This window comes from Bradyrhizobium sp. NC92 (assembly GCF_025200865.1).
Lineage (GTDB): Bacteria > Pseudomonadota > Alphaproteobacteria > Rhizobiales > Xanthobacteraceae > Bradyrhizobium.
Genome location: NZ_CP104171.1, coordinates 5,700,542 through 5,726,799, shown reverse-complemented (window position 1 = coordinate 5,726,799; position 26,258 = coordinate 5,700,542). Strand labels below are relative to the sequence as shown.

Genomic DNA, 26,258 nt, shown 5'->3' with positions numbered 1-26,258 from the left:
TTGCTCTCTCCGGCGTGATTGCAACCCAGCGGCGAATATCTTGCCGCTCAGTCCCGGTCGGGCTACACGACACCCCGGCTGGATCACTTGGGATTGGGGAAATGTTGAAACAGCTTTTTGCGCCGCAGCTCGTCATTTTGTACGTGCTTGCCGCCTCGACGATTTACGTTCACTTCCGCGGCAAGCAGCGGCTGCGCTTCGCGCGCCAGCTCGGCGACCACTCGACCTATCTCGCGCCCTACAACGTGCTGATGTACGCCGGCTCGGCAGTGCCGAACAAGCCGGTGATCTCGGTCGATCAGTTTCCGGAGCTCAAACCCCTCAGCGATAACTGGGAGACCATCCGCGACGAGGCCGTGCGCCTGTTCGACGAAGGCTTCATCCGCGCGGCGGCGAAGAACAACGATTGGGGCTTCTACTCGTTCTTCAAGAGCGGCTGGAAGCGATTTTACCTGAAATGGTACGACGACTTCCTGCCGTCGGCCAACACGCTGTGCCCGAAGACGGTGGAGCTGCTCAAATCGATCCCGAGCGTGCATGGCGCCATGTTCGCGATGCTGCCGCCAGGCGGCAAGTTAGGGGCGCATCGTGATCCCTTCGCGGGCTCGCTGCGCTATCACCTCGGCCTGGTCACGCCGAACTCGAACAAGTGCCGGATCCTCGTCGACGGTGTCGAATGCGTCTGGCGCGACGGCGAAGCCTTCATGTTCGACGAGACCTTCATCCACAGCGCCGAGAATGCGACCGACGTCAACCGCATCATCCTGTTCTGCGACGTCGAGCGCCCGATGAAGTACGGCTTCATGACCGCGATTAACCGCTGGGTCAGCCATCACATCGTCAAGGCGTCGGCGACCCAGAACGTCGACGGTGAGAATGTCGGCGTGCTCAACAAGGTGTTCGGCAAGCTCTACGAAATCCACCTCGCCAGCCGCAAGGTGAAGGAGTGGAACCGCAACGTCTACTACACGCTGAAATACTCGCTGACGGCGCTGATTCTCGGCCTCATCGTGATGTCGGCGATCAGGTGATCGGCGCGTCGCGATGAGTTGCTTGCCGACCGCGAACGCAGAGATCACGCAGCTCTTCCGCGAGTGGCTGGAGACCTTCGCGGGCTATGTCCGCGAGGTCGACTACGCCTCGGCGCGGCCGCTCTTCCATCCCGACGTGCTCGCCTTCGGTACCCATAACGACGTCATCCCCGGCCTCGATCAATGGGTCAAGACGCAATGGGACAACGTCTGGCCGAAGACGACCGACTTCCGCTTCGTCCTCGATCAGACGTCCGTTCTGGTATCACCGGACGGCATGATGGCAACCGTGATCGCGCCGTGGACGAGCACGGGCTATCATCCCGATGGCAGCACGTTTGCGCGCCCCGGCCGCGCGACGATGGTGTTTTCGAAAAATGACGATGGCTGGCTGTGCGTGCATTCGCACATGTCGCTCAATCGCGGTGTACCGCAGGTAAGCCATGCCAATCGGCCGGTGAAGGCCTGGTAGCTCCCGTAGGACCTCCTACCCTTGGTCAAGGGGAACGTCCTTATAGGGCAATATGGTAGCGCCGTGCTCGATGCAGTCCAGGACGCTGCGCGCCGGCTTTGCCGGTGCCTTCGGCATCCTGGACAGCATCTGCGGGCGGCGCTCTGGCGCTCGGCAGGTCGGGACGAAGGAATGGTCGCCCGGCCGAACAAAGGAATGGGGCTCACCCGTTCGCGGAGTTCTTTGTGCCGTTATGGTCCGCATCGTATGGGGTCTGTCGCTTGAGCGTCGTGCACAGGGCAAAAAGCAAGCGATCTCCCACGCTGCGCAGAGCCCGCGCGTGACCGTGTCCTTTTCTGCGCAAGGCATCATACCGTCGCCTGCTGGCAGCGTCGTGTTGGATGGCGACACGCGACCAGTGATGGACGGCGCTCTGTAGCCGCCTGTTGCAGGCGAGGCGGCGGATCACGAAGCGTTGTTTGCCGCTTTGCCGCGTCACCGGCGCAGCCCCTGCCAAGGCGCGCAGAGCATGGTAATCTCGTCTGCGCAGGGGCTCTGCGGCCTCGGCGAGCAGTGTGGCGAGATTGATCCTGCCGATTCCTGGCCAGGAGCGTAGGATCGTCACGTCGCACTGCTCCGAGCTCTGCCCCGACGGCTTCTCCTCTCCTTCGAACTCGGCACATAGCCGGTCCAGGTTCTGATGAGCCTCTTTGATCTGCCGATTGACCAGGTGCAGACGTGCCGCCAGGCTGCGGATGTGAGCGCAGGCTGCCTCCGTCGTGCCGGGGGCTACGAACAGCGGTGCCTCGCGCAAAGTCCCGAGCACCGTCGCCGCATTGAGACGGCGGATACGATAGTCCCTGAGAACACCTGCGATGGCCTTCTCGCTGGCCTTGACCGCACTGGCGGGGGTCGGCACCTTCTGCCAAAGCGCCAGGAACCATTCGTCGGCGACATCGTCGGTCAACTTGGTGGCCTGGGGATAATATCGCCACAACTGCTGACGCAAGCGGTTGGCAAGCCGCGTGCGTTCCTGCTGCAGTTCGTCCGCCAGGCGCGACCACTCCCGCAGCTCAATCATCGCCGCATCGTCTGCCACAAGCCGACGGAAAGCAGCACGGTCAGTGCGCAGCGAGGCGCCGAGCACATGAGCATCGCGGCGGTCGTCCTTGGCACCGGCCACCGTGAAGCGATCGCGGAAGCGATCCAGTTGCTTGGGATTGATGGCAAACACCGCAAACCCGTGCTCGAGCAGCATCTCCACCACCGGGCCGTGCGGCATCTCGATCGCCACGGCGATCTGTCCCGGTGCGGCCTTGGTCTTCTCCAGCAGCCAGTCACGCAACTCCGTCAGCCCGGCGCCGCCATGGTCGAACTCGTGCTGCGCAACCTGTCTTCCCGCGGCATCCAGCAGGCAAACGCTATGGCTCCGCGTTGCCCAGTCGATCCCGACGAACCAGCGTACATCTTCGATCATTGTTGAGACCTCCTTGCTCGCAAGGCGGGCCACCACGATCCTGATCAGTCCCTGTACCGGCGCTCTTGGCGCGACCTCCTACCGGATCTCGATCGCGGTCGCTCCGCCGGGGCGCGGTTCCTACGTCGGTGCTCGAGGCACAGGTGGACAAGGCTGCTCCCGGCGGATCGGCCCGGACGGCCAGTCTACATCCGAAGGCCGCCACGAACCCCACAAGGGTACAGGGTGGATTAGCGAAGCGTAATCCACCAATAGGCGCGAGCAACAATTGACGTTCTTTGTTGTCGTGCGTCTGTAGTGGTGGATTACGCTTTCGCTAATCCACCCTACAATATCGAGGCCCTACTCCGGCTGGCCGATGCTCACCTTCAGCGTGCCGACGCCGTCGACACCGCATTCGAGCTTGTCGCCGGGCTGCAGCTGCGACACGCCGGCGGGCGTGCCGGTCATGATGATGTCGCCGGCGGCGAGCTTCACCTGCTGGGAGAGCTGCCAGATGATCTCCGGCACGTTCCAGATCAATTCGGTGAGGTCGCCCTTCTGCGCTTCCTTGCCGTTGACCGTCAGCCAGATCTTGCCCTGGGAGGGATGGCCGATCTTCGAGGCCGGCTGCAGCGCGGAGCAGGGCGCCGAATAGTCGAACGACTTGCCGATCTCCCACGGGCGCTCCTTCTTGCGCGAGGCGATCTGGAGGTCGCGGCGGGTGAGGTCGATGCCGACGGCGTAGCCGTAGACGTGGTCCAGCGCCTTGTCGGCGGCAATGTTCAGCCCACCGCTCTTCATCGCGACGATGAGCTCGACCTCGTGATGCAGATCCTTGGTCAGCGGCGGATAGGGAATGGTGGCGCCGTCGGGCACCAGCATGTCGGCGTGCTTGGCGAAGAAGAACGGCGGGGCGCGCTCGTCATTGCCCATCTCGCGGATGTGCTCGAGATAGTTGCGGCCGACGCACCAGATGCGGCGAACCGGATAACGGCCGCTCTCGCCAACGACGGGAAGCGAAGCCTGGGGCGGAAGCGGGATGACGTAGGAGGCGGCGTTCATGGAGCGGTCTCGCTGGTCTTGAGGTGGAACGAACTTTATGCGGTTGCGCTGATCGGCGCCAGAGCGCCGGCGTCGTGATGTTGCAGGCGGAAGAACGAGGCGTAACGGCCGCCGCGGCGGAGCAGCTCATCATGCCGGCCCTGCTCGACGATCTCGCCGCCTTCGACCACCAGAATGCTGTCCGCGTGCATGATGGTGTGCAGGCGGTGCGCGATCACGATGGTGGTGCGGTTCTGGCACAGATGCTCGATCGCCTCCTGTACCTGCCGCTCGGATTCGGAATCGAGCGCGGCGGTGGCTTCGTCCAAGAGGATGATCGGCGCGTTCTTGAGCAGCGCGCGCGCGACCGCAATGCGCTGGCGCTGTCCGCCCGAGAGCTGGGTGCCGTGCTCGCCGACCGGCGTGTCGTAGCCGAGCGGGAAGCCCATGATGAAGTCATGCGCGCAGGCTGCCTTCGCCGCCTCAACGATCTCGTTCTCGCTGGCGCCCGGCTTGCCGAAGGCGATGTTGTTGCGGATCGTGTCGCGGAACAGATAGACGTCCTGGCCGACATAGGCGGTCTGGGCGCGCAGCGATTTGCGTGAGACCGACGAGATCGACTGGCCGTCGATCACGATGTCGCCTTGCGTCACCTCGTAGAAGCGCAGGAGCAGCCCCAGCACGGTCGACTTGCCGCCGCCGGAAGGGCCGACCAGCGCAGTCACCTTGCCGGGCTCGGCGACGAAGCTCATGCGGTTGAGCACGGTCTCGCCCGAGCGATAGGAGAAGCTGACGTCGCGCAGCTCGATGCGGGCATCTGTCAGCTTCAGCGCCGGCTTGTCATCGTCGGACTGCTCGCTCGCGGGGCTGTCGACGACCTCGAGCAGCATGCGGGCGCCGACCAGCTGGCTGTTGAGATCGATGTTGAGGCGGGCGAGCCGCTTGGCCGGCTCGGTCGCCATCAGGAACGCGGTCATGAACGAGAAGAACGCGCCGGGCGTGGCGTTGAGCGCGACCACGGCGTAGCCGCCATACATCAGGCAGCCGGCGACCGCGAAGCCGCCTAGCATCTCCATCAGCGGGTTGGAGCGGTTGGCGACGCGGGCCATCTTGTTGGCGTTGCGCTCGACGACCGCGATGTTCTCGTCGATGCGCCTCTGCATGGTCTCTTCGAGCGTGAAAGCCTTGACGGTGCGGATGCCCTGCAGCGATTCCTGCATGGTCTCCATGATGTCGGCAGTGCCGGTGAACTGGTTGAAGGCGAGGCCCTTGATGCGCTTGACCAGCTTGCGCAGCACCAGCATCGCCGGTGGCACTGCGACGAGGCCGATGAACGACATCAGCGGGTCCTGCCAGACCATCACGCCGATCATGGCGAGCAGCATCAAGAGGTCGCGCCCGATGGCGTTGACCAGCATGTTGAGCACGTCCGTGATCGACTTGGCGCCGGCGGTCAGCCGCGCCAGGAACTCGGACGAGTGCCGCTCGGAGAAAAAGCCGACGTTTTCGCGCATCAGCTTGGCGAACAGCTGACGCTGGTTGGTGGCGAGGATCGCGTTGCTGATCTTGGTCAGGATCACCATGTGGCCGTAGGTCGCCACGCCCTTGACGAACAGCAGCGCGACCGTGATCCCAGAGAACATCGCGATGCCCGGGATGTTCTTGTCGACATAGGCCTGATTGATGACCTGGCCGAGGACGTAGGTCGCAGCAGCGGTCGCACCGGCGGCGAGGGCCATCAGAGCGAAGGCGACGAGGTAGCGCCGCCAGTAGACGATGCCCTGTTCCGTGATCAGCCGGCGCACGAGGGCCATGGCCGCATAGGGATCGTCGGTGATTTTCTTTGGAAACTGCGCCATCCGGTGTCCATTGACGGCGCAGGACAAAGCCTGCCCGCGCGTCAGGGATCGATGGGCCTCTGTGCCCGCTCAAGCCGGGTTTTTCAAGCCCAATTAAGGGCTTGCGCTTGGGATGATTCTAGGCCGAGGCGGCGTGGCGGAGTTCGCCGTGGCGCTCGCGGAACAGCTTGTCCTCCCAGGCCAGCGCATGGGCTGCGATGGTCTCGAGGTCGTCGTATTGCGGCCGCCAGTCGAGCAGGCTGCGGATGCGGCTGGTGTCGGCGACCATGGTCATGATGTCGCCGGGCCGGCGCGGGGCGTATTGCACGGCGAAGCTGCGGCCTGAAACCCGGCGCACCGCATCGATGGTCTCCAGCACCGAATAGCCGCGGCCATAGCCGCAATTGAGCGTGGTCGAGGCGCCGCCATTGCGCAAATAGGCCAGCGCCGAGCGATGCGCCTGCGACAGGTCCGTGACGTGGATGAAGTCGCGGATGCAGCTGCCGTCGGGGGTCGGATAGTCGGTGCCGAACACGTCGATCTTGGCGCGCTGGCCGGTGGCGGCTTCCACCGCGATCTTGAGCAGATGCGTGGCGCCGACGGTGGCAAGGCCAATGCGCGCCTGCGGATCGGCGCCGGCGACGTTGAAATAGCGCAGGGTTACGTATTGCATGCCGTAGGCGGCGGCGACGTCGTGCAGCATGATCTCGGTCATCAGCTTCGATGAGCCGTAGGGCGACAGCGGCCGCGTCGGCGCGTGCTCGGACACGGGCACCTGGTCCGGATTGCCGTAGACGGCAGCGGTCGAGGAAAAGATGAAGCGGCCGATGCCGCGCTTGACCGCGACGTTGAGCAGGTTGCGCGCGGTCGTGAAGTTGTTGCGGTAATAGCCGAGCGGATCGCGCATCGAATCCGGCACGACCACGGAGCCGGCGAAATGGATGATGCTCTCGATGTCGTGCTGGGCGATCACGCCTTCGAGCAGGTTCTCGTCGCCGGCATCGCCGATGAACAGCGGCACGCCTTCTGGCAGATAGGCCGAGAAGCCAGTGGAGAGATCGTCGATCACGACGACGTCCTCGCCGGCCTCCGCCAGCGCCAGGACCGTGTGACTTCCGATATAGCCGGCGCCGCCGGTGACTAGCACAGTCATGATCTCACCCGTCTTCGATCAACGCGCCAAGCTAGCGCTTGCGTGGTGAAGAGGGGGTATCGGCGCGCCTGAACTGGTCACTATGCTTAATGTTGCGTATAGGGACTTTGCGAAACGGAGCATGACGTGGCGAATTCCCAGGGCGATCTCGAAGTGATCGTGCCAAATCTGCACAGGCGCTATTCCGGCGTCACCGCGACCAACCGGATGGTGGCGCCGCGGCTGGCAAAGCTGTACCGCGCCGCCTGGTTCGGCTCCGACGCGCCGGAAGGGATCGCGCGCCTGAGCATTGGAGATTTACTCCAGCTCTGGCGCCGCAAGGCGCCGCTGATCTGGCACGCACGCCGCAACAACGAGATGATCGCCGGCGTTGGCTTGCGCGCGCTCGGCTGGCCGCTCAAGCTCGTGTTCACCTCGGCAGCGCAGCGGCATCACAGCTGGATCACGCGCTGGCTGATCCGGCGCATGGACGCGATCATCGCAACATCGGATCTCTCGGCCTCGTTTCTGAAGGTGAAGGCGACGGTGATTCCGCACGGCGTCGACACCGATGTCTATGCGCCGCCGGCCGATCGCACGGCCGCCTTCGCGGAAGCCGCGCTGCCGGGCCGCTACGCCATCGGCTGCTTCGGCCGCGTGCGCGCGCAGAAGGGCACCGACGTGTTCGTCGATGCGATGTGCCGCTTGCTGCCGCGCTATCCGGATTTCACCGCTGTCATCGTCGGGCAGATCACACCGGAGCAGACGCCCTTCGCCAATGACCTGAAGAAGCGCATCGAGGCAGCCGGCCTGCAATCGCGCATCGTCATCACCGGCGAGCTGCCGATCGAAGCGGTGCAGCGCTGGTACCAGCGGCTGACGATCTACGCCTTCACCTCACGCAACGAAGGCTTTGGGCTGACGCTGATCGAGGCGATGGCGGCGGGCAGCGCGTTGGTCGCCGCACGCGCCGGCGCGGCCGAGCTTGTGGTAGAGGACGGCGTGAGCGGCGTGCTGATCCCGACTGGTGATGCCGACGCGCTTGCGGCAGCGCTCGAGCCGCTGATGCGCGATGTGGCCGCGGCGACCGCGATGGGCGAGCGTGGGCGGGCGCGGGTGCTCGAACTTTTCAGCCTCGATGCCGAGGCGGCGCGGATCGGCGCGATCTATCGGCCGCTGCTCTGAGCACAGTTCCTGAGGCTGCGAAACAAAAACTGCGAAAACAACCCCATGCACAGTAGGCGGGGTCAGCAAAATCAATGGCTTAGCGAGAGGGCTCAATCTATTGCGGATTTTTCGAATCGCATTTTGACTCGTCGGGCAAAACAGTGGCAGGATGTCATCATTGCCGCGAGCCCCGATCGGCTCAGCTGGTCACCCTCGCCCCCGTCTCCCCCAGCACCCGCTGCGCAATCCCCACCACCTCGCTCGCCGCAATATTCCGCATGCAGCGGTGGTCGTTGATCTTGCAGACCGTGCTCTGGCAGGGCTGGCAGGACAGCGCTTCCTTGTCCTGCACCAGTGTCGCGGCGAGGCCGTTGAGCGGGGCCCAGAGGTAGGGGCTGGTGGGACCAAAAATGCCCATGGTCGGCGTGCCCAGCGCAGCTGCGATGTGCATCAGGCCGGAATCGTTGGAGATGGCAACGCCGGCCGCGGCCATGGCGAGGACGCCGTTGCGCAGATCGGTGCCGGTGAGGTCGCGCACCCCCGGGCCGCCAGCGGTCCCCGGGCCGCCAGCGGTCCCCGGGCCGCCGGCGGCGACGATCTCCTGGGCAAGCCCCTTTTCGGCGGGGCCGCCGACCACCCAGACCTCGAGGCCGCGCTCGACCAGCAGGCGGGCAGCTTCGGGATAATAGGTCCAGCGCTTTGAAACGCCGACCGAGCCCGGGGCAAGCGCCACCGCGGCGCCGGCGCTGAGGCCATTGGCCTCGCGCCAGCGGGCGATGTCCTCGACCGGAACGCGCAGTTGCGGCACCGGCCATTCCGCCGGCAGGGGCGCGCCGTCGGGCTGGGCGAGGGCGGCGTTCTTGTCGATGAAGCGGGGCAGCTTCTTCTCGCCCCAGCGCCAGCGGTTGAGCAGTCCGAACCGGAACTCGCCGACGAAGCCGACCCGTTCGGGAATACCGGCCAGCGCCGGCGCGATCGCCGCCTTCCAGGTCCGGGGCAGCACCAGGGCGGTGCCGTAGTTCCGTTCCCGAAGCAGCTTGGCCAGGCCGAACTGGCGTGCGACGGCCAGCCGGCCGCGCGGCATGTCCCAGACGATGCCGGCGCGCACCCCGGGCATGTAATCGACCAGCGGGGCGCACAGGGACGTGGTGAGCAGATCGACCGGCCGGTTCGGCCAGCGCTCCTTCAGGACCCGCACGACGGTGTGATTCCGCACGAAATCGCCGATCCACATGTAGGGAACGATCAGGATCGGGCGCGTGTCGCCCCGGTCTGCATCACCACCAAGCTGCGAATCAATGTTCATTGGTTATTAGGACCGAAGACGTGCCGATATGGCGGCTCGGTTAGCCGCTCCGGGCCGGCAGGTAAAGCCGGCAGAAGAGCAATCCCAAAACCGCTTACACTTTGGCGGATCATGCGCTACGGCAGGATCGGGCACTTAAAATCGGGCAGGTAGGTGGAATGTTGCTGGTGACCGGCGGGGCCGGTTTTATCGGATCGAATGTCGTGGCTGCGCTGAACGAGGCCGGCCGCAGCGACGTCGTGGTCTGCGATTTCCTCGGAACCGAAGGCAAATGGCGCAACCTCGCCAAGCGGCAGCTTGTGGATATCGTTCCCCCCGCCGAGCTGATGGACTGGCTGAAGGGCCGCAAGCTCGAGGCCGTGATCCATCTCGGGGCGATTTCCGCAACCACAGCGACCGACGGCGACCTCGTCATCGAGACCAATTTCCGCCTGTCGATGCGCCTTCTGGACTGGTGCACGATGAATGCGGTGCCGTTCATCTACGCGTCCTCGGCGGCGACCTATGGCGACGGCACGGAAGGCTTCGACGACGATTCCTCGCTGCCGGCGCTGAAGAAATTGCGGCCGATGAATCTCTACGGCTGGAGCAAGCACCTGTTCGATCTCGCAATTGCCGAACGAGTGGCGCGCTGCGACCGGCTCCCGCCGCAATGGGCCGGCCTGAAATTCTTCAACGTGTTCGGCCCGAACGAATATCACAAGGGCTCGATGATGAGCGTGCTGGCGCGGCGCTTCGACGACGTGAGGGCTGGTCGCGTCGTGCAGCTGTTCAAGTCGCATCGCGAGGGCATCGAGGACGGCGATCAGCGTCGCGATTTCATCTATGTCGACGACGTCGTGCGCGTCGTCCTTTGGCTGCTGGCGACGCCGTCGGTGTCCGGCCTGTTCAACGTCGGCACCGGCAAAGCGCGCAGCTTCAAGGACCTCATGCTGGCTGCCTATGCCGCGCTCGGCGCCAGGCCCAACATCGAATACATCGACATGCCCGAGCAGATCCGCGACAGCTACCAGTATTTCACCCAGAGCGAGGTCGATCGTCTGCTCCGCGCCGGCTATAACGGCGGCTTCACGACGCTCGAGAACGCGGTGAAGGCCTATGTCGGGGATTATCTCGACCGGCCCGACCGCTTTCGCTGAGGCCCTGTAGACCATGCCGACGCCCATTCTCGATTTCGATGCCCTCGCGCAAGCCATCTCAGGCCGCACGGTGCTGTGCATCGGCGACATCATGCTGGACGAGTTCGTCTACGGCGAGGTGTCGCGGATCTCGCCGGAGGCGCCGGCGCCCGTCATCGCCGCCCAGCGCAGCGAGATCCACGTCGGCGGCGCCGGCAACGTCGCGCGCAACGTCGCTTCGCTCGGCGCGCGCTGCATCTTCGTCGGCCTCATCGGCGAGGACGATGCCGGTGCGCGGCTCGCGGCCGCGCTCGATGATCAAACCGGCATCGAAAGCGTGCTGGTGCGCGACGCCTCGCGGCCGACCACGCGAAAAGTCCGTTTCGTCTCCGAGCATTTTTCCACGCACATGCTGCGCGCGGATTGGGAGCAGGCGCTGGCTGCGTCCGACGACGTCGAAACCAAATTGATCGACGCGATCCTGCCGCAGATCGCGCGCGCCGACATCGTGCTGCTGTCCGACTACGCCAAGGGCGTGCTGACGGCGCGCGTGATCCGCCACACCATCGATGCCGCCCGCAAGCTCGGCAAGCCCGTGATCGTCGATCCCAAGAGCCTGAACTGGGCGATCTATCGCGGCGCCACGCTGCTCACGCCGAACCGCAAGGAATTTTCGGAAGCGACCCGCAGCCGCGCCGAAACGGTGCAGAGCATCGTCGAGGCCAGCGAGGACGTGATGCGGCTCGCCGATTGCGAGGCGATCCTGGTGACGCAGGGCGAGCGCGGCATGACGCTGGTGCCGCGGAATGGCGGGGCGGTTCACGTGCCGGCCGTCCCGGTAAAGGTGCGCGACGTCTCCGGCGCCGGCGACACCGTCGCCGCTACGCTTGCGGTCTCGCTCGCGGCCGGCGCGGACTGGGACACGGCGCTGCGCATGGCCAATGCCGCCGCCGCCGTCGCCGTCGGCAAGCAGGGCACCGCCAGCGTCAGCGCGGCCGAGCTGCGACGCAAGATCCTGCCGCATGCGACGCTCGCGGCCGAGGAGAAGATCGTGCTCGATCCGGCCGCGCTCGACGCGCAGCTCGCCGAATGGAAAAGGCAGGGCCTTCGCGTCGGCTTCACCAATGGCTGTTTCGACATCCTCCATCCCGGTCACGTCAAGGTGCTGACCGCCGCGCGCGCCGCCTGCGACCGCCTGATCGTCGGACTCAACAGCGACGCCTCGGTGCGGCGGCTGAAGGGGGCCGATCGTCCGGTCCAGGACGAGCGCGCGCGTGCCGAGGTGCTCGCAGCGCTTGAGGCCGTCGATCTCGTCGTCATCTTCGCGGAAGACACGCCGATCGACCTCATCACCAGGATCAAGCCCGGCGTGCTGGTGAAGGGCGGTGACTACACCCGCGAGCAGGTCGTCGGCCACGAGGTGGTCGAGGCCGCGGGCGGGGTGGTCGTGCTGGTCGACATCCTCCAAGGCTTCAGCACGACGGCGCTGGTGCATCGCGCCCGGGGAGGGAGCAATTGACGGCGCTCGCACGGGAATCGACCAGCGAAATGTTGCATCGTCGTCTTCGCAGCCCCGCTGCCTGGCGCGAGACCGTCGATCTGTTTGCGATCCTGACCGCGGCCTCGCTGCCCTGGTCGACGTCGCTTGCCGGCATCTTCAACGCGCTGATGCTGCTCTGCATGGTGCCGTTTCTCGACGTTCCCGCGTTCCTGCAATCGCTGAAGCGCCCGATCTGCATCGCGCCGATCGCACTCTTCGCTCTCGCGCTGCTGGGGACGCTGTGGTCGGACGCAGCCTGGGGCGTCCGCCTCCACGCGATCAGTCCGACCGTCAAGCTGCTCGTGCTGCCGGTCCTGCTCTACCATTTCGAGCGCTCGCCGCGGGGCAGGTGGGTGTTCGTCGCCTTCCTGGTATCCTGCGCGCTGTTGTCGGTGATGTCCTGGCTGGTCGCCTTCTATCCGAGCCTCACGCTCAAGACCGACCCCTTGGAGCGCGGTATTTTCGTCAAGAACTACATCGACCAGAGCCAGGAATTCGCGCTCTGCGCCGTCGCGCTTGCCTATCCGATCGTGATGCTGTTGCGCGAGAAGCGCTATTGGCTCGCCGGGCTGCTGACGGCGCTGGCGCTGAGCTTCTTCATCAATATGACGTTTGTAGTGGTGTCACGCACCGCGCTCGTCACCGTTCCGATCATGTTCGGGGTGTTTGCACTGCTTCATCTCAAATGGCGCAGTATCGCGCTCATTTCTGTCGCCTTGCTCGTCGCCGCAATTCTCGCCTGGCAGGCCTCGCCGTATTTGCGCCATACCGCCGAGCGGTTTTCCGACGACTACACCCGCTACATCGAGAGAGGCGAGCCGACCTCGCTCGGGCTGCGGCTCGAATTCTGGCGGAAGTCGCTCGGCTTCTTCGCGGAGGCGCCGATCGTAGGGCACGGCACCGGCTCCACCCGCGGATTGTTCGAGCGCGTCGCGACGCCCGCCGGTCAGTACCAGGCGTCCGCCGAAGTGATCGGCAACCCCCACAACCAGACGCTGAACGTCGCCGTGCAATGGGGCGTGATCGGCGTCGCAGTCCTCTACGCGATCTGGATCCTGCATCTGCTGTTGTTCCGGGGCGACGGGCTTGCCACCTGGATCGGGCTCCTGGTCGTGGTGCAGAACGTCTTCACCTCGCTGTTCAACTCGCATTTGTTCGACTTCCACGAGGGCTGGATGTACGTCATCGGCGTCGGCGTGGCCGGCGGCATGGTGATCCGGGCACAACAGGCCGAGGCGAAGATGGGCGAAGGCGGTCCCTGAGCGGCCGCGCGGCTGGCAAGTCTTGTCCAGATGGGCTATCAGCGCGGTCAGGTTGTATCTAACTGGGTCTTCATCGGTCGGCGGATGACGCGTTTTTCGCATCTCACCTTGCGCAATTTTCTGATCGCGCTCCACGACCTGCTCGCGACCGCGGCGGCGCTTTTTGCCGCGTTCTATCTGCGATTCGAGGGCGGCGACGGCTTCTTCGACCGCCTGCCGCTGCTGTTCCAGATCCTGCCCTACTTCCTCGCCTTCAGCGTGGTGGTGTTTTTCATCTTCAACCTGACCACGACGAAATGGCGCTTCATTTCGCTGCCTGATGCGCTGAACATCATCCGCGTCGCGACGGTGCTGACGGTCGCCCTGCTCGTGCTCGACTACATCTTCGTCGCCCCCAATGTCCGCGGCGCCTTTTTCCTCGGCAAGGTGACGATCGTCCTCTACTGGTTCCTGGAGATATCCTTCCTCAGCGCGCTGCGCATGGCCTACCGCTACTTCCGCTATACGCGCGTGCGCCGCCATGCGAGGACCGATGATGCTGCGCCGACCCTGCTGATCGGCCGCGCCGCGGATGCCGAGGTGCTGCTGCGCGGAATCGAGAGCGGGGCGATCAAGCGGATCTGGCCGGTCGGCGTGCTGTCGCCGTCGAGCTCCGACCGCGGCCAGTTCATCCGCACCGTGCCGGTGCTGGGCGGTATCGACGACGTCGAGGACGTCATCGCCGATTTCGCCAAGCGCAACAAGCCGATCGCGCGCCTCGTCATGACGCCGTCGGCGTTCGAGCCGGAAGCTCGTCCGGAATCGATCCTGATGCGGGCGCGCAAGCTGGGCGTCATCGTCAACCGGATGCCCTCGCTGGAGAGCGGCGACACGCCGCGGCTCACGGCGGTCGCGGTCGAGGACCTCCTGCTGCGGCCGAGCGAGAAGATCGACTATGCGCGCCTCGAGGCCCTGATCAGGGGCAAGGCCGTGCTCGTCACCGGTGGCGGCGGCTCGATCGGCTCGGAGATCTGCGAGCGCGTCGTGGCCTTCGGCGCCGCGCGGCTCCTGATCGTGGAGAACTCGGAGCCGGCGCTCTACGCGATCACCGAAGCGCTCGCCGCCCGCGGGACGGCGGCCGCGATCGAAGCCCGGATTGCCGACATTCGCGATCGCGAGCGCATCATGCGCTTGATGGCGGAGTTCAAGCCGGACATCGTATTCCACGCCGCGGCGCTCAAGCACGTTCCGATCCTCGAACGCGACTGGAGCGAAGGCGTCAAGACCAACATCTTCGGCTCGATCAACGTTGCCGATGCCGCCGTGGCGGCCGGCGCCGAGGCGATGGTGATGATCTCGACCGACAAGGCGATCGAGCCGGTGTCGATGCTCGGCCTGACCAAGCGCTTCGCGGAGATGTACTGCCAGGCGCTGGATCACGACCTCGCCGCCGGCGCGCGCGGGGGCAGGCCGCCGATGCGGCTGATCTCGGTGCGGTTCGGCAACGTGCTGGCCTCGAACGGCTCGGTGGTGCCGAAGTTCAAGGCCCAGATCGAGGCCGGCGGCCCGGTGACCGTCACGCATCCCGAGATGGTGCGCTACTTCATGACCATCCGGGAGGCCTGCGATCTCGTGATCACCGCGGCCACGCATGCGCTCGGAACGCAGCGTGGCGACGTCTCCGTCTACGTGCTCAACATGGGCCAGCCGGTGAAGATCGTCGATCTCGCAGAGCGCATGATCCGCCTGTCGGGACTGCAGCCCGGCTACGACATCGAGATCGTGTTCACCGGCATGCGCCCGGGCGAACGCCTGCACGAGATCCTGTTCGCTTCGGAGGAGCCGACCCGCGAGATCGGCGTCGCCGGAATCATGGCCGCGCAGCCGAACGAACCGCCGATGCAGACGCTGCGCAAATGGATTGCGGCGCTGGAGCAGGCGATCGCGCGCGACGATCGCGCCACCATCAGGACCATTCTCAAGGACGCCGTCCCCGAATTCGGGTCGACCGCGGCCTGACCATGCAGCCGCAAGACAAGATCGCTGGCAAGATCGTCGTCGCGAGCCAGCACTACCCGCCTGACCCGAGCACGACGGCGGCGATCATGGCCGAGATCGCCTGCCGTCTCGCCGCCGAGCACGAGGTCGTCGTGCTCTCGGGCTCGCCGGGCGCATCGCCGGCGGCGCAGACCGGCCCGGGCAAGCCGCGCGTCGTCGTGATCAGGAACAGGATGGCGGGCAAGGCGGCACTGGTGCGGCGCGCCGCCTCCGAGCTGTTGTTCGCAGCGCGAACGTTCCTCGCGTTGGTGCGGGAGCTGAGGCGAGGGGACGTCGTGCTCACGGTCACCGCGCCTTTCATGCTGCCCTATGCGGTGGCGGCGGCGGCACGGGTAAAGGGCGCGCGCTCGGCGCTGATCATGCACGACCTGTTTCCCGACGTGTTGGTGATGGCCGGCCTGTTGAAGCCCCGCTCCGTCGTGACGTGGACGATGCGCGCCGCCAACGGCCTGATGTTCCGTGCCCTCAACGCCGTCATCACCATCGGCCGCGACGCCGAGCGGCCGCTGCTCAGCTATTCGGGGATGAGGCGGAACAAGATCCGCTTCATCCCGAACTGGGCCACGCTCGTGCCCGCGCCGCGGCCGGTCACGCCGGACAATCCGTTCCGCAAGGCAATTCCGGCGCGCTTCATCGTCGGCCTGTCGGGCAATCTCGGTTTCACCCACGATCCCGAGATCGTGTTCGAAGCGGCGCGGCTTCTGAAGGACGAGGCGGACATTCACTTCCTGCTGTCCGGCTGGGGCATCGGTTTCGAGCGGCTGAAGCAGTTGCAGGCGGCGGCGAACCTCGCCAATGTCTCCTTTGTCGGGCGCGTCGAGGATTCCGAGCTCGAAGCGTTCCTGGCCTCCGCCGATCTCTGGATCATTCCGTACCGGAAGAACGTTGCGGGCGTGTCGGTGCCGAGCCGGTTCTACAATCTGCTGGCGGTCGGCCGTCCCGTGGTGCTGGTGTCCGAGCCGGAGGCCGAGGCCGCGTTGACGGTGGTGGAGAGCAGGCTCGGCTGGGTGGTGCCGCCTGGCCGTGCCGACCTGCTCGCCGAAGCGATCCGCGCCGCGTTCCGTTCCGACGACGGCGCCATCGCGGCGCGGGCGGTGAAGGCAGCATCGCGGTTCGACAGGACCACCGCGATGAACGCCTATGCCGCGTTGATCGACGAATTGTTGCGCAACCCGGACCTGTCGGAGCAACGATGAGCGAACGTAGACCGGTCGTGCTGGTGACGGGAGCGAGCGGCTTCGTCGGCCGTCACCTCGTGCCGGCGCTCGAGGGCGCGGGATGGTCGGTCCGCCGTGCGGTCCGCGGCCCGGCAGGCGTCGATGGCGAGGTCGTGATCGAGACGATCGGTCCCGAGACCGACTGGCAGGCGGCGCTCGAAGGCGTCGACGCCGTCATCCATCTGGCCGCGCGCGTGCACCACAAGCACGAGGAGCACGCGGTCCAGCTCTATCGCAACGTCAACATCGCCGGCACGCTGCATTTGGCGCGCTGCGCGGCGGCGGCCGGCGTGCGCCAATTCGTCTTCATCAGCACCGTTCTCGTGCACGGCCGCAGCAATGAAGGCCGCGCGCCGTTCAGCGAAAGCGACGTGCTGACGCCGCGCGGCCTCTACGGCATGTCCAAGGCCGCGGCCGAGGCGGGCCTGAGGACGCTGGCGCGCGACAGCGACATGAAGATCACGGTGATCCGGCCGCCGCTGGTCTATGGCGCCGGGGCCAAGGGCAATTTCGCGCTGCTGACACGTGCGGTGAGCCTGGGGCTGCCGCTGCCCTTTGCGGCGATCCGCAACCAGCGCGCCTTCCTTGCCGTGCAGAACCTGTCGTCGTTCATCCTGCGCCGGCTCAGCCATCCTGATCCCACGAGCAATTTCGAGATCTTCCTGGTGGCCGACCGGGAACAGGTCTCGACGCCCGAATTCATCAGGCGCCTGGCCATTGCGTCCGGCAAGAACCCGGTTCTGTTCGGCATGCCGCCGAGACTGCTCGCGACGCTGCTCAGCGTGATGGGCCGGCAGGATACGCATGACAGCCTGATCGGCTCGCTCGAGCTCGACGTCTCCAAGGCGCTCGCGACCGGCTGGCAGCCGCAGGTCTCGCTCGACGAGGGGCTGCGGCAGGCGCTGGCGGCTCAGGACGCCTGAGGGCGGGAGAAGCGCCAGAGCAGGAGGGCGACCGCACCCGCGCCCGCAAGCAAGGCGAGGATCGTGATCGCCGTCGAGCCGGTGCGAACGGTCGCGACGGCGAGCAGGGCCAGCACGAGATTGAGCGCGAATGCTTCGCCGACGACCCGCTTGACCGTGAACCCGTTGTCGGTTGCACGCTGATAAAAGTGAGTGCGGTGCGCCGACCAGAACGGCTCGCGCCGGATGATGCGCCGAAACAGCGTGATGGTGGAATCTGCAAGATAGTAGGCGGGCAGCAGCAGCGCCGCGGCCGGCTCTCCCCGAAACGCGAGCTCCAAAAGGCACCAGCCGAGCAGCAGGCCGATCGGCAGGCTGCCGACATCGCCCAGGAAGACTTTTGCGACCGGACGGTTGAAGGGCGCAAAGCCGAGCATGGCTCCGCATAGCGCGGTGGCGACCAGCACGGCCGGCCATGAGAGATACCCGAGCATTCCCAGCAGCAGCAGCGCGGCGGTGACCGGCACGACCTCCGCCACCGTCATCAGGTCGAGCCCGTCCATGAAGTTGACGAGGTTCACGAACCAGACGCCGGCAAGCACGACGAGGCCGCGCTCCAGCGCAAGCGGCAGTGTCGGCACGATGCGCGCGGTATCGGGCGCGGTGAACACCACCGCGCCGACGCAGGCGGCCTGCAGCACCAGTCGTACCAGCACGGGCAGCGACACGATGTCGTCGGCGAAGCCGACCAGGGCGATCACGATTGTCGCAGCGACCAGCGCCGGCGGGATCGCGACATTGGCCGAGACCCCCCACAGCGAGGCGACGATCAGCGTCGCGGCGATCACCGCGATGCCCGCGCCCTGCGGGGTCGGGATGCGATGCGAGGACCGCGCATTCGGTCGCGCCAGCGCGTAGCGCTGCAGCAGGGGCCGGCTGGTCCAGGTGACGAGCGCCGAGATCAGCGCGGCGGCGGCAACGGCAATTAGCAGGGCCGCGCCGGCGAGCGCATCGGCAGCCGCGCTCACTCCCGCACTCCGATCGGGGTCGACCCTTGCGCGGCTTTCTCCGCGCTGAGGATCCAGACCAGACCGCCGACGGCCCCGACGATGAAGAACACGGCGCCGAACAGCAGCGAGACGTTGACGCCCTCGTTGGCGGAAAGCCCCGCAAAGCCGAACGCAAGGCTCATCGTGGCTTCACGCACGCCCCAGCCGGCGATCGAGATCGGCATCATCGTGATCAGCATCACTGGCGGCACGAGCAGAAAGACGTCGCTGAAACGAACCGGAGCCGCAATCGACTGCACGACGCACCAGGCGGTGACGACGGCGAGCACGTGAACGAGGACCGACAGGATCGCGATGAGGGGACCGCGGTTGCGGCTGAAGATCACGCGATTGGCGATGACGGCGCAGGCGTGAATGTGGTGCGTTGCCCACCAGGTCTTCAGCCAGCGCCATTTCAGCGCGCCGAAGATCAGGAAGCCGACGCCGGCGGCCAGCGCCAGGAGGTCGATGAGCAGCAGCGCCGAGCGCCCGTGCGGATCGGTGATGAGGGTGTAGCTAAAGGGCAGGCTCGCGACGATCACGATCGCGAGCGCGATGAGGCCGATGGCGCGGTCGACGAAGATCGAGTAGGTCGCCGCGCGCCAGCCGGCGCCGGCGCGTGCGACCAGCCACAGCCGCACCGCATCGCCGCCGATCGCCGACGGCAGGGTCTGGTTGAAGAACGAGCCGATCACGTTGTAGCGCATGGCGCGGCCGAGCTCGAGCGGCGCGCCGCAGACGGCGCTGATCTCGCGCCAGCGCAGCACGCCGACGAAGATCTGCAGGAACGTGACCGCGATCGCCATACCGATCCAGAACAGGCTGGTCACGGTGAAGCGGGAAAACAGCTCGGACAGGTCGACCTTGCGCAGCGCCAGATAGAGCAGCGCCACGGAGATCAGGATTTTGGCCGTCGACAACAGGATTCGGCGCATCTCGTCCGCATGAACAGGGTTTGCGAGGATTGAAGCAACCCGACGCGAGGCGCCGAATTCGGCCGCTTTGGTATGGTTTTGGCGCCGATCTTGCAAGAGCCGTCGTAAGGACGCGTCGTTCAGGATGCGTCGTTAAGGACGCCATGACGAGACCTCGCGAAGGAGCGGGGAGCCTATTGCGACCCCGCCGAGGTGACGGCTAAACAGGTGCGGGCGAGGGATCCACAGGGAACAGGATGACGGATCAGGCGATTTTGGTCACGGGTGCCGCCGGCTTCATCGGCTTCCACGTCGCCCGGCAACTGCTGGGCGAAGGCCGCGCCGTCGTCGGACTCGACAATCTCAACAGCTATTACGATCCGGCGCTGAAGAAAGCGCGCCTTGCTCTGCTCAGGGACGAGCCCCGTTTCTCGTTCGTCGAGGCCGATCTCGCCGACCGCGAGACCATGGCGGCGCTGTTTGCGCAACATCGTTTTGCCAAAGTCGTGCATCTCGCCGCGCAGGCCGGCGTGCGCTACTCGATCGAGCAGCCGCAGACATACGCCGATTCCAATCTCGTCGGCTTTCTCAACGTGCTGGAGGGCTGCCGCAACAATGGCTGCCGTCATCTGGTCTACGCCTCGTCATCCTCCGTTTACGGCGCCAACACAAAACTGCCATTTGCGGTTGCAGACCGCACCGACCATCCCGTCAGCTTCTACGCCGCGACCAAGAAGGCGAACGAGGTGATGGCGCAGTCCTACAGCCATCTCTATCGCCTGCCGGTCACCGGGCTGCGCTTCTTCACCATCTACGGGCCATGGGGCCGCCCCGACATGGCCATGTTTCTGTTCGCGGGCGCTATCATGGCCGGCAAGCCGATCCGGATCTTCAACCATGGCAAAATGCGCCGCGATTTCACCTATATCGACGATGTGACGCGCGTCGTGTCCAAGCTGATCGATCTCGTGCCCGCGGACGATCCGGCTGCCGCAAATGCGCCGTTTAAGCTCTACAATGTCGGCAATCATCATCCGGAGGAACTGATGCACGTCGTCGGTCTTCTGGAGCGGGAGCTGGGCCGGACGGCGATCAAAGAATTGCTGCCGATGCAGCCGGGAGATGTGCTGGAAACGTTCGCGGATGTCGAGGATCTGATGCGCGACACCGGCTTTGCACCGTCAACGCCGATCGAGCATGGGGTTCATCATTTCGTCACCTGGTATCGCGACTACTTCAAGGTTTGAAATCACGATGGACAAACGCATAATCCCCCTGATCATGTGCGGCGGCGCCGGCACGCGGCTGTGGCCCGCCTCGCGCGAGGTGCGGCCCAAGCAGTTCCTGCCGCTGTTCGGCACGCGCTCGACGTTCCAGGACACGCTGCTGCGCGTGTCCGAGCCCTCCCTGTTCGACCGGCCGATCGTCATCACCAACGCGTCCTATCGCTTCATGGTGCTGGAGCAGCTCGCCGAGATCGGCATCGAGGCGGACGTGATCCTCGAGCCGATGCGGCGCGATTCCGGCCCTGCGATCGCCGCCGGCGCTGTGTTCGCGCAGAACCGCGTCAATGAGGCCATCGTGCTCGCGCTCGCCGCCGATCACGTCGTGCAAAATAATGCCGCCTTCGTCGCCGCCTGCCGCGAAGGCCTCACCGCCGCAAATGCCGGGCGCATCGTCACCTTCGGCGTCAAGCCGGAGCGGCCGGCGACCGAATACGGCTACATCAATCCGGGCGAGGTGATCTCGGGCGAGGTGCATGCGGTTACACGCTTCGTCGAGAAGCCGGATGCGGTGAAGGCCTCCGACTACGTCAATTCGGGCTATTTCTGGAACAGCGGCAACTTCATGTTCCCGGCGAGCGTGCTGCTCGACGAATATCGCAGGGTCGATGCGGCAAGCGTCGAGGCGATCACCAATGCGGTCAACAATGCCGGCCGCGATCTCGGCTTCGTCACGCTGGAGCCCGAGGCGTTCGGCGCGGCCAAGGCGATCTCGATCGACTATGCGGTGATGGAGAAGACCTCGCGCGCGGCCGTCGTGCCGGTGTCGTGCGGCTGGTCCGACGTCGGCTCCTGGCACGCGGTGTGGGAGCTGTCGGAGAAGGACGCGCTGGGCAATGCCGCGCACGGCACCGCCGTGTTCGAGGATTCCCGCAATTGCAACGTCACCACCGATTCCGCGCTGGTCGCGCTCGAAGGCGTCGACGATCTCGTCGTGGTCGCCACCGCGGATGCGGTGCTGGTCTCGCGGCAGAAGGATGCCAACGGGCTGAAGCGCCTGGTGACGAAGTTGAAGGCGGTCGCGCCGAAGGTCACCGAGGAGCATCTCAAGGTGCACCGGCCCTGGGGCAGCTATCAGTCCGTCGACAATGGCGAGCGCCACCAGGTCAAGCGTATCGTGGTCAAGCCGGGCGGGCGGCTGTCGCTGCAGAAGCACCATCATCGCGCCGAGCACTGGATCGTGGTCCGCGGCACGGCCCAGGTCACCGTCAACGAGACCGTGAAGACGGTGCACGAGAACGAGTCGATCTACATCCCGATGGGCGCCGTCCACCGGATGGAGAATCCCGGCAAGATCCAGCTGGAGCTGATCGAGGTCCAGACCGGCTCTTATCTCGGGGAAGACGACATCATCCGGATTGAAGACGACTATCAAAGGTCGTAACCAGCAACTCCGAATCACGCGACCCGGGCCGAGAAGCGGTATCTTTTTCGGCCTAAGGCCCGGGGAACGTGTAACTTTTTGAATCAAATCGTGTCCGGACCGTCAGGCCGGCATTCGCCACAAATGTGGCGCCCGTGCTAGAAGCGGCCCGGGGATTTGCGTTGAATCGGGGTTTGCTCACATGAGTTCCAAAGGGTCTGCACCGGCAAAGGCCGGCTTGCGCGTCGGTGTCATCGGTGCCGGCGTGATGGGCAGCAACCATGCGCGCGTGCTCAGCGGCCTGCCCGGCGTCAGCCTCGTCGGCGTCGTCGATCCCTCGCCGGCGCATCGCGCGCGGGCAACCGAACTCGCCAATTGCGAAAGCTTCGAGACGCTCGACCAGCTGTTCGCCGAAGGCGTCGATGCCGTTACCATCGCGGCGCCGACCCATCTGCATCACGAGATCGCGCTCGCCTGCATCGCCAAGAACATCCACGTTCTCGTCGAGAAGCCGATCGCATCCACGGTGGAAGAGGGCCGCGAGATCGTCGCCGCGGCACAGAAGGCCGGCGTCACGCTGATGGTCGGCCATGTCGAGCGCTTCAATCCGGCGGTCGCTGCGGTCAAGCAGGCGATCGCGGGCGAGGACATTCTCTCCATCGCGATCACCCGCGTCGGCCCGTTCCCGCCGCGCATGTCCAATGTCGGCGTCGTCATCGACCTTGCCGTGCACGACATCGATCTGATCCGCTGGTTCACCGAATCCGACATCGTCGAGGTGCAGCCGCAATTGTCGAGCGCGGTCGCCGAGCGCGAGGACATCGCGCTGCTGCAGTTCCGCACCGAGAGCGGCGTGCTCGCCCACATCAACACCAATTGGCTGACGCCGTTCAAGGCGCGCAGCGTCACAGTCGCAACGCGCGGCAAATACGTGATGGGCGATCTCCTGACGCGCCAGGTCACCGAATGCTTCGGCTTCAAGCCTGATGGCAGCTACTCGATGCGGCATCTGCCGGTCGGCCATGACGAGCCGCTGCGCGCCGAGCTGATCGCGTTCCTCAAGGCGGTGCGCAACGGCGAGACGCCGGCGGTGACGGGCGACGAGGGCGTCGCCAGCCTCGAGATCGCCACGCAGTGCCTGGAGACGCCCTCGCGTCCTGCGGCGACGTCACCCGCGCGCAAGGCGCCGCGCCGCGTCGCCGGCTGATTCCTTTCCATGTCGACCGCTCAAACGTCACAAGGCGCCAAAAATCAGGTCATGAACCAGCATCTGCGTTCCGAACCCATTCCCTTCATCGACGTCGCCTCGCAGCGCCGCCGGCTCGGCGCCTCGCTCGATGCCGCCGTCAAGCGCGTGATGGACCATTGCCAGTTCGTCAACGGCCCTGAAGTCTTCGAGCTCGAGAAGCAGCTCGCGGCCTACGCTGGCGCCAAGCATGTGATCGGCTGCGCCAGCGGCACCGATGCGATCCTGATGGTGATGATGGCCAGGAATGTCGGGCCCGGCGATGCCGTGCTGTGTCCGTCCTTCACCTTCATCGCCACGGCCTCGCCGGTGGCGCGGACCGGCGCGACGCCGGTTTACGTCGACGTCGACGAGACCACCTTCAACATGAGCCCTGAATCGCTCAAGCGCGGCATCGCCACCGCCCGCAAGGCTGGTCTCAAGCCGGTCGCGGTGATTCCGGTCGATTTGTTCGGCCAGCCCGCCGATCACGATGCCGTTGCCGAGATCGCCAGGGCCGAAGGCCTGTTCGTGCTCGACGACGCCGCGCAAGGCTTTGGCGCAAGCTACAAGGGCCGCAAGCTCGGAACGCTTGGGCACGCCACTGCGACCAGCTTCTTCCCGGCAAAGCCGCTCGGCTGCTTCGGTGACGGTGGCGCGATCTTCACCGATGACGACGAGCTCGCTGCCACCTTGCGCAGCATCCGCGTGCACGGGCAGGGCGTCGACAAATACGACAATGTCCGTCTCGGCCTCACCGGCCGGCTCGACACCATGCAGGCCGCGGTCCTGATCGAGAAGCTGAAGATCTTTGACGACGAGATCGCCGCCCGCAACAAGGTCGCCGAGCGCTATGCGCGCGGCCTGTCCAATGTCGTCACCGTGCCGCGCCTTGCGCCCGGCAACACCTCGGTCTGGGCGCAGTACACCATCCGTCTGCCCAAGGGGACCGACCGCGACGGCTTTGCCGCCGCGCTGAAGGCCCAGGGCGTGCCGACCGCGATCTATTACGGCAAGTCGATGCATCAGCAGACCGCCTACAAGCAATATCCGGTCGCCGAGGGCGGCCTGCCGGGTTGCGAGAGCCTGTCGCAGGACGTCATCAGCCTGCCGATGCATGCCTATTTGACCGAAGCCGACCAGGAGCGAATCATCGCCGCCGTGCAGGGCGCTCTGGCGAGTTGATCTTGTTTTCACCTCTCCCGCTTGCGGGAGAGGTCGGCGCGTAGCGCCGGGTGAGGGCTCTTTCCTCTTGGGGGCTCTCGCTTGCGGAGACACCCTCTCCCCAACCCTCCCCCGCAAGCGGGGGAGGGAGCTGACTTCCGCCGCGGTTTGCACCTAGACCTATTCCTGACATGCTCTAGAAGAGTCCGCATGCTCGGACGCATCTTCACGGTCGGTGGTTACACGCTGCTGTCGCGGCTGACGGGGTTTGCCCGCGACATCATGCTCGCGGCGATCCTCGGCGCCGGCCCGGTGGCCGACGCCTTTTTCGTGGCGCTGCGGCTGCCCAACCATTTCCGCGCGATCTTCGCCGAGGGCGCCTTCAACGCCGCCTGGGTGCCGGCCTATGCCCATGTCCATGGCGAGAAGGGCGAAGCGGCGGCAAAGCTGTTCGCCGATCGCATCTTCACGCTGCTCCTGGCCTCGCAGGTGGTGCTGCTGATCGCCGCATGGCTGTTCATGCCGCAGGCCATGAGCATTTTGGCGCCGGGCTTTTCCGAGGATGCCGAGCAGCGCAAGCTCGCGATCGAGCTGACCCGGATCACTTTTCCTTATCTCCTGCTGATCACGCTGGTGACGCTCTATGGCGGCATGCTCAACGTGATGCAGCGCTTCGCCAGCGCCGCGGCCGCCTCGATCTTTCTCAACGTCGCGATGATGATGACGTTGGCGGTTGCAGTCTGGTTTCCGACCGCGGGCCATGCCGCCGCCTGGGGCGTGCTGATCTCCGGCTTCCTGCAATATTTCCTGCTCGCCGGCGATCTCGCCCGCCATGGCGGCCTGCCGCGCTTTGCGCCGCTCAAGCTCGTCGAGGACGTTCGCGGATTCTTTAGGGCGTTGGGACCTGCGACGCTGGGCTCGATGGGCACGCAGGTCGCGCTGTTCGCCGACACCATCATCGCGACCTTCCTGCCGGCCGGCGCGCTGTCGGCGCTCTATTACGCCGACCGGCTCAACCAGCTGCCGATCGGCGTCATCGGCATCGCTATCGGCACGGTGCTGCTGCCGGAGATGTCGCGACGGATCACGGCGAACGACCACGACGGCGCGCTGAAGGCACAGCGCCGCGCCTTCGATTTCACGCTGCTGTTCTCGGTGCCGTTCGTCGCAGCGTTTCTCACCGTGCCCGACGCGATCATGCGCGCGCTGTTCGCCCGCGGCGCGTTCTCCAAGGCCGATGCCGCCGCCGCCGGCGCCACGCTCGCGGCCTATGCCATCGGCCTCATCCCCTTCGTGCTGATCCGCAGCGCGGTTGCGACCTTCTATGCCCGCAAGGACACCGCGACGCCGGTGCGGGCGTCGCTGACCGGCATCGCCGTCAACGTCGCGCTCAAGGTCGCGTTGATGGGATCGCTCGCGCAGATCGGCCTTGCGCTCGCCACCGCCATCGGCGTCTGGACCAATCTCCTGCTGGTGCTCTTCTTCGCTGTTCGGCGCGGCTTCCTCGTGCTGGACCGCGCCTGGCTGTTGTCGCTCGCCAAATTCCTGCTGATCGGATTGATCCTCGCCGCGGCGTTCTGGCTGATCGCGCGCTTCAGCCCGGTCGTTCTTTCTTCCGTGCACACCTTCCGGGACGAAGCGACGCTGGCCCTGCTCGCCGTCGGCGGTACCATCGTCTACGCGCTCGCAATCCTCGTGCTGTTCGGCCGCAGCTGGCTGGTCTCGCTGGTGCGCGGCTAGGGCATTTACCGCTGCCTCA

General features: G+C 65.7%; 21 protein-coding genes. 14 read left to right on the top strand and 7 right to left on the bottom strand.

What is annotated here, in order from left to right:
* Nucleotides 1-101 precede the first annotated feature (101 nt).
* Together N2602_RS27085 and N2602_RS27080 are read left to right on the top strand one after the other, a co-directional pair.
* On the top strand, nucleotides 102-1,031 hold the full coding sequence (locus N2602_RS27085) for an aspartyl/asparaginyl beta-hydroxylase domain-containing protein (protein ID WP_260379969.1): 930 nt from the start codon (nucleotides 102-104) through the stop codon (nucleotides 1,029-1,031).
* Nucleotides 1,032-1,044: 13 nt separating this feature from the next.
* Entirely contained in the window at nucleotides 1,045-1,503 is a 459-nt protein-coding gene (locus N2602_RS27080) for a nuclear transport factor 2 family protein (protein WP_260379968.1), read from the top strand.
* Nucleotides 1,504-1,705: 202 nt separating this feature from the next.
* Here N2602_RS27080 and N2602_RS27075 read toward each other — a convergent pair whose 3' ends face one another.
* The 4 genes from N2602_RS27075 to galE all read right to left on the bottom strand — a co-directional run bounded on the left by N2602_RS27075 (nucleotide 1,706) and on the right by galE (nucleotide 6,973).
* Complete coding sequence (locus N2602_RS27075) at nucleotides 1,706-2,959, bottom strand: IS110 family transposase (protein WP_172789764.1); 1,254 nt, start codon at nucleotides 2,957-2,959, stop codon at nucleotides 1,706-1,708.
* Nucleotides 2,960-3,301: 342 nt separating this feature from the next.
* Nucleotides 3,302-4,003 carry a fumarylacetoacetate hydrolase family protein gene (locus N2602_RS27070; RefSeq protein WP_212260210.1) on the bottom strand — a complete coding sequence of 234 codons (702 nt, stop codon included), beginning with the start codon at nucleotides 4,001-4,003 and terminating at the stop codon, nucleotides 3,302-3,304.
* A 35-nt stretch (nucleotides 4,004-4,038) separates the two neighbouring features.
* The gene (locus tag N2602_RS27065) at nucleotides 4,039-5,841 is read right to left on the bottom strand and encodes an ABC transporter ATP-binding protein (RefSeq protein ID WP_260379967.1); all 1,803 of its coding nucleotides are present in this window, start codon (nucleotides 5,839-5,841) and stop codon (nucleotides 4,039-4,041) included.
* Nucleotides 5,842-5,959: 118 nt separating this feature from the next.
* Nucleotides 5,960-6,973: a UDP-glucose 4-epimerase GalE gene (galE, locus tag N2602_RS27060; RefSeq protein ID WP_172785305.1), complete on the bottom strand. Its 1,014-nt coding sequence runs from the start codon at nucleotides 6,971-6,973 to the stop codon at nucleotides 5,960-5,962.
* Between the two features lie 126 nt (nucleotides 6,974-7,099).
* Between galE and N2602_RS27055 the strand changes: the two genes are divergently transcribed.
* Nucleotides 7,100-8,137 (top strand): glycosyltransferase family 4 protein, encoded by a 1,038-nt coding sequence (locus N2602_RS27055; protein ID WP_260379966.1) that lies wholly within the window; start codon nucleotides 7,100-7,102, stop codon nucleotides 8,135-8,137.
* Nucleotides 8,138-8,318: 181 nt separating this feature from the next.
* Here the strand turns inward: N2602_RS27055 and waaF are convergent, their stop codons facing one another.
* The gene (gene waaF, locus N2602_RS27050) at nucleotides 8,319-9,425 is read right to left on the bottom strand and encodes a lipopolysaccharide heptosyltransferase II (RefSeq protein ID WP_260379965.1); all 1,107 of its coding nucleotides are present in this window, start codon (nucleotides 9,423-9,425) and stop codon (nucleotides 8,319-8,321) included.
* A gap of 158 nt (nucleotides 9,426-9,583) precedes the next feature.
* Between waaF and rfaD the strand changes: the two genes are divergently transcribed.
* The 6 genes from rfaD (at nucleotide 9,584) to N2602_RS27020 (ending at nucleotide 17,522) form a co-directional block, all read left to right on the top strand.
* The gene (gene rfaD / locus N2602_RS27045) at nucleotides 9,584-10,564 is read left to right on the top strand and encodes an ADP-glyceromanno-heptose 6-epimerase (RefSeq protein ID WP_212260216.1); all 981 of its coding nucleotides are present in this window, start codon (nucleotides 9,584-9,586) and stop codon (nucleotides 10,562-10,564) included.
* Between the two features lie 13 nt (nucleotides 10,565-10,577).
* Nucleotides 10,578-12,062 carry a D-glycero-beta-D-manno-heptose-7-phosphate kinase gene (gene rfaE1, locus N2602_RS27040; protein WP_212260218.1) on the top strand — a complete coding sequence of 495 codons (1,485 nt, stop codon included), beginning with the start codon at nucleotides 10,578-10,580 and terminating at the stop codon, nucleotides 12,060-12,062.
* Nucleotides 12,059-13,345: an O-antigen ligase gene (locus tag N2602_RS27035; RefSeq protein WP_260379964.1), complete on the top strand. Its 1,287-nt coding sequence runs from the start codon at nucleotides 12,059-12,061 to the stop codon at nucleotides 13,343-13,345. The genes rfaE1 and N2602_RS27035 overlap by 4 nt, the downstream gene beginning before the upstream one ends.
* A gap of 84 nt (nucleotides 13,346-13,429) precedes the next feature.
* On the top strand, nucleotides 13,430-15,343 hold the full coding sequence (locus N2602_RS27030; protein ID WP_172785299.1) for an SDR family NAD(P)-dependent oxidoreductase: 1,914 nt from the start codon (nucleotides 13,430-13,432) through the stop codon (nucleotides 15,341-15,343).
* Between the two features lie 2 nt (nucleotides 15,344-15,345).
* Nucleotides 15,346-16,578, top strand: coding sequence for a glycosyltransferase family 4 protein (locus N2602_RS27025; RefSeq protein WP_260379963.1), 1,233 nt, complete (start codon nucleotides 15,346-15,348; stop codon nucleotides 16,576-16,578).
* Nucleotides 16,575-17,522: an NAD-dependent epimerase/dehydratase family protein gene (locus N2602_RS27020; RefSeq protein WP_212260221.1), complete on the top strand. Its 948-nt coding sequence runs from the start codon at nucleotides 16,575-16,577 to the stop codon at nucleotides 17,520-17,522. Before N2602_RS27025 ends, N2602_RS27020 begins: the two co-directional genes overlap by 4 nt.
* Here the strand turns inward: N2602_RS27020 and N2602_RS27015 are convergent.
* Both N2602_RS27015 and N2602_RS27010 read right to left on the bottom strand, forming a co-directional pair.
* The gene (locus tag N2602_RS27015; RefSeq protein ID WP_260379962.1) at nucleotides 17,510-18,529 is read right to left on the bottom strand and encodes a glycosyltransferase family 4 protein; all 1,020 of its coding nucleotides are present in this window, start codon (nucleotides 18,527-18,529) and stop codon (nucleotides 17,510-17,512) included. The genes N2602_RS27020 and N2602_RS27015 overlap by 13 nt on opposite strands.
* Nucleotides 18,526-19,485, bottom strand: coding sequence for a lysylphosphatidylglycerol synthase transmembrane domain-containing protein (locus N2602_RS27010; RefSeq protein ID WP_260379961.1), 960 nt, complete (start codon nucleotides 19,483-19,485; stop codon nucleotides 18,526-18,528). The genes N2602_RS27015 and N2602_RS27010 overlap by 4 nt, the downstream gene beginning before the upstream one ends.
* A gap of 236 nt (nucleotides 19,486-19,721) precedes the next feature.
* On the opposite strand from N2602_RS27010, the gene N2602_RS27005 reads away from it, so the two are divergent.
* From N2602_RS27005 to murJ, 5 genes are all read left to right on the top strand, one after another.
* A complete protein-coding gene (locus tag N2602_RS27005) occupies nucleotides 19,722-20,711 on the top strand; it encodes an SDR family NAD(P)-dependent oxidoreductase (RefSeq protein WP_172785294.1) in 990 nt (329 codons plus the stop codon).
* A 7-nt stretch (nucleotides 20,712-20,718) separates the two neighbouring features.
* Nucleotides 20,719-22,131: a mannose-1-phosphate guanylyltransferase/mannose-6-phosphate isomerase gene (locus tag N2602_RS27000; protein WP_260379960.1), complete on the top strand. Its 1,413-nt coding sequence runs from the start codon at nucleotides 20,719-20,721 to the stop codon at nucleotides 22,129-22,131.
* A 181-nt stretch (nucleotides 22,132-22,312) separates the two neighbouring features.
* A complete protein-coding gene (locus N2602_RS26995; protein WP_212260226.1) occupies nucleotides 22,313-23,317 on the top strand; it encodes a Gfo/Idh/MocA family protein in 1,005 nt (334 codons plus the stop codon).
* A 51-nt stretch (nucleotides 23,318-23,368) separates the two neighbouring features.
* Nucleotides 23,369-24,520 carry a DegT/DnrJ/EryC1/StrS aminotransferase family protein gene (locus N2602_RS26990; protein ID WP_260379959.1) on the top strand — a complete coding sequence of 384 codons (1,152 nt, stop codon included), beginning with the start codon at nucleotides 23,369-23,371 and terminating at the stop codon, nucleotides 24,518-24,520.
* Nucleotides 24,521-24,709: 189 nt separating this feature from the next.
* Nucleotides 24,710-26,239, top strand: a complete 1,530-nt coding sequence (murJ, locus tag N2602_RS26985) for a murein biosynthesis integral membrane protein MurJ (protein ID WP_260379958.1) — start codon at nucleotides 24,710-24,712, stop codon at nucleotides 26,237-26,239.
* The last annotated feature ends 19 nt before the right edge of the window (nucleotides 26,240-26,258 follow it).

Bases quoted from the DNA above. Each gene is read 5' to 3' on its own strand.
- N2602_RS27085 (WP_260379969.1), top strand. From the start codon at position 102: ATGTTGAAACAGCTTTTTGCGCCGCAGCTCGTCATTTTGTACGTGCTT.
- N2602_RS27080 (WP_260379968.1), top strand. From the start codon at position 1,045: ATGAGTTGCTTGCCGACCGCGAACGCAGAGATCACGCAGCTCTTCCGC.
- N2602_RS27075 (WP_172789764.1), bottom strand. From the start codon at position 2,959: ATGATCGAAGATGTACGCTGGTTCGTCGGGATCGACTGGGCAACGCGG.
- N2602_RS27070 (WP_212260210.1), bottom strand. From the start codon at position 4,003: ATGAACGCCGCCTCCTACGTCATCCCGCTTCCGCCCCAGGCTTCGCTT.
- N2602_RS27065 (WP_260379967.1), bottom strand. From the start codon at position 5,841: ATGGCGCAGTTTCCAAAGAAAATCACCGACGATCCCTATGCGGCCATG.
- galE (WP_172785305.1), bottom strand. From the start codon at position 6,973: ATGACTGTGCTAGTCACCGGCGGCGCCGGCTATATCGGAAGTCACACG.
- waaF (WP_260379965.1), bottom strand. From the start codon at position 9,425: ATGAACATTGATTCGCAGCTTGGTGGTGATGCAGACCGGGGCGACACG.
- rfaD (WP_212260216.1), top strand. From the start codon at position 9,584: ATGTTGCTGGTGACCGGCGGGGCCGGTTTTATCGGATCGAATGTCGTG.
- rfaE1 (WP_212260218.1), top strand. From the start codon at position 10,578: ATGCCGACGCCCATTCTCGATTTCGATGCCCTCGCGCAAGCCATCTCA.
- N2602_RS27030 (WP_172785299.1), top strand. From the start codon at position 13,430: ATGACGCGTTTTTCGCATCTCACCTTGCGCAATTTTCTGATCGCGCTC.
- N2602_RS27025 (WP_260379963.1), top strand. From the start codon at position 15,346: ATGCAGCCGCAAGACAAGATCGCTGGCAAGATCGTCGTCGCGAGCCAG.
- N2602_RS27020 (WP_212260221.1), top strand. From the start codon at position 16,575: ATGAGCGAACGTAGACCGGTCGTGCTGGTGACGGGAGCGAGCGGCTTC.
- N2602_RS27010 (WP_260379961.1), bottom strand. From the start codon at position 19,485: ATGCGCCGAATCCTGTTGTCGACGGCCAAAATCCTGATCTCCGTGGCG.
- N2602_RS27005 (WP_172785294.1), top strand. From the start codon at position 19,722: ATGACGGATCAGGCGATTTTGGTCACGGGTGCCGCCGGCTTCATCGGC.
- N2602_RS27000 (WP_260379960.1), top strand. From the start codon at position 20,719: ATGGACAAACGCATAATCCCCCTGATCATGTGCGGCGGCGCCGGCACG.
- N2602_RS26995 (WP_212260226.1), top strand. From the start codon at position 22,313: ATGAGTTCCAAAGGGTCTGCACCGGCAAAGGCCGGCTTGCGCGTCGGT.
- N2602_RS26990 (WP_260379959.1), top strand. From the start codon at position 23,369: ATGAACCAGCATCTGCGTTCCGAACCCATTCCCTTCATCGACGTCGCC.
- murJ (WP_260379958.1), top strand. From the start codon at position 24,710: ATGCTCGGACGCATCTTCACGGTCGGTGGTTACACGCTGCTGTCGCGG.